General features: G+C 74.3%; 1 protein-coding gene. It reads right to left on the bottom strand.

Annotated features, from left to right (window positions below; genetic code table 11):
• Nucleotides 1-2401 (bottom strand): condensation domain-containing protein (locus I003_RS0129385; RefSeq protein WP_027774704.1); only part of this gene is annotated, 2401 nt, incomplete at both ends.

Here is a 2401-nt window from a genome sequence, read left to right as displayed (position 1 = left end):
CCCGCCGCACCCACTCCTCGAACCAGTCCAGCACCGACCCCTCCGGCACCGCCGACTCCGCGGCGTTCCACCCCGACACCACCGACGCCCGCTCGGCCTCGCCGAGGGTGTCGATGTCGCCTACCCGCACCCGCGGATCGGCCGCCATCTGCGCAAGCACACGGACGAACCGGTCGGCCACGGCCTGCGCGGACCGTTCGTCGAAGGCGTCCAGCCGGTAGTCGAGCCAGAGCTTCAGGCCGTCGTCCGGCTCCACTCCCAGGGCCAGGGCGTACGTGGTCGACTCACGGAGCCGGGAGCCGGTGAGCCGCAGCGGCTCCGGGGGCGTGCTCGGGGCGGCGCCGTAGGTCCGGATCGTCATCAGGGTGTCGAAGGTCGCGCCGGGCCCGGCGAGCCGCTGGATGTGGGCGAGGCCCAGGTGCTGGTGGTCGAGGAGTGCGGTCTGCTGTTCCCGCACGTCATCCAGGAGTTCGGCGATCGTCTGCGCCGGCTGCAGCCGGACCCGTACGGGAACGGTGTTGAGGAACATCCCGACCATGTCGGCCGTGCCCGGCAGCTCCGCCGGACGGCCGGCGACCGCGCTGCCGAAGACGACGTCGCCACGGCCCGCGAGCTGCCCCACGACCATCGCCCAGGCGGTCTGCAGGACCGTGGTCAGCGTCAGGCCGCGCCGGCGGCCCAGGTCCGTCAGCGCCGCGGCCAGGTCGGCGCCGGGTGTCGCGACGACCTTGCCGGTGGGCGCCGGTCCGCCGTCCCGGCCGGCCGGCGCCACGAGCGTCGGCTCGTCCACGTCCGCGAGCGCCTGTCGCCACGCCGCCGCCGCTGCCTCCTTGTCCTGCCGGCCCAGCCACGCCGCATGGTCGCGGTGCGGTGGAGCAGGGGGCAGCACGGAGGGGTCACCGCCCGCCGCGTAGAGGGTCCACAGCTCACGCAGAACGATCGGCAGCGACCAGCCGTCGAGGGCGATGTGGTGGAGGGTGATCACCATCCGGCAGCGCTCCGCGCCGAGCCGCAGCAACGCCACCCGCAGCAGCGGCGGCCGGGCCGGATCGAACCGGCGTGCCCGCTCGGCGTCCGTGATCCGCTCGGCCGCCTCCCGTGCCTGTTCGGCGTCGAGCCGGGACAGGTCCTCCTCGCGCCAGGGCAGTTCGACGTCCTCGGCGACCACCTGCACCGGCCGGAGCATCCCCGCGAGTTGCCGGAAGCCCGCCCGCAGGGCGGCGTGGCGGTTCAGCAGCGCCTGCCACGACAGCCGCACCAGGCCCGGGTCCAGCGGCCCGTCCACCTCCAGGACCTGCTGGCCGACGTACGCGTCCGGCGCCTGGTCGTCGTAGAGCGCGTGGAACAGCAGGCCCTCCTGGAGCGGAGAGAGCGGCAGCACGTCCGGCGGCTCCGGCGCCGCGGACGTCAGCTCCGCCCACTGCTCCGGGCCGAGGTACAGCAGCGTGCCGTCCGGCTTCGCTGCCGTCGCATCGGCATCGTGGGCCGACGCGACGAGGGTCGCCAGGCCGGCCGGTGTCCGGCCCTCGAAGACCTGCCGTGTGGTGAGGACGAAGCCGGCGTCGCGCGCGGCGGACACCAGCAGCATCGAGCGGATCGAGTCGCCCCCGAGGGCGAAGAAATTGTCGTCGGAGCCGATGCTTTCCCGCTCCAGCACGTCCGCGAAAAGCTCGCACATGCGCCGTTCCAGCGGCGTCACGGGGGTGCGGCCGGATGCGGGACCGCCGCGCTCGGGCGGCGGCAGGGCGGTGCGGTCGACCTTGCCGTTGGGGGTCAGCGGCAGCGCATCCAGGACCAGGAGGGCGGCGGGCAGCATGTGATCGGGCAGCCGCCCGGCGGCGAACTCGCGCAGGTCGTCCGTGTCCACACCGTCGTGAGTGGGGACGACGTAGCCGACGATCCGCTTGTCACCCGGCCGGTCCTCCCGCACGATCACCGCCGCCTGGGACACCCGCGGATGCGCTGCGAGCACCGACTGCACCTCGCCGGGCTCGACGCGGAACCCGCGGATCTTCACCTGCTCGTCGGCGCGGCCCACGAATGCCAGCTCACCGTCCGCCGTCCATCGCGCCAGGTCCCCCGAGCGGTACATGCGCCCGCCCGGCTCGAAGGGACAGGCGACGAACCGCTCCGCGGTGAGCCCGCCCCGGCCGAGATAGCCGCGGGCAAGCCCGGCACCGGCGATGTACACCTCCCCGGTCACGCCCGGCGGTACCGGTTGCAGCATGGCGTCCAGCACGTGGACACGTGCGTTGCCGATGGGGCGGCCGATCGGGGGCGGCGGGTCGGCCGGCGCGATGTCCGCGTCGAGACGGGTGGCGGTGGTGATCACGGTGGCCTCGGTCGGACCGTAGGTGTTCCACACCCGGGCCTGCCGCGTCCAGCGGGACGCAAGGTCGGC

It is taken from the genome of Streptomyces sp. CNQ329 (assembly GCF_000482585.1).
The sequence above is the reverse complement of the archived record's forward strand: the minus strand, read 5'-3'. Positions and strand labels throughout refer to the sequence as shown.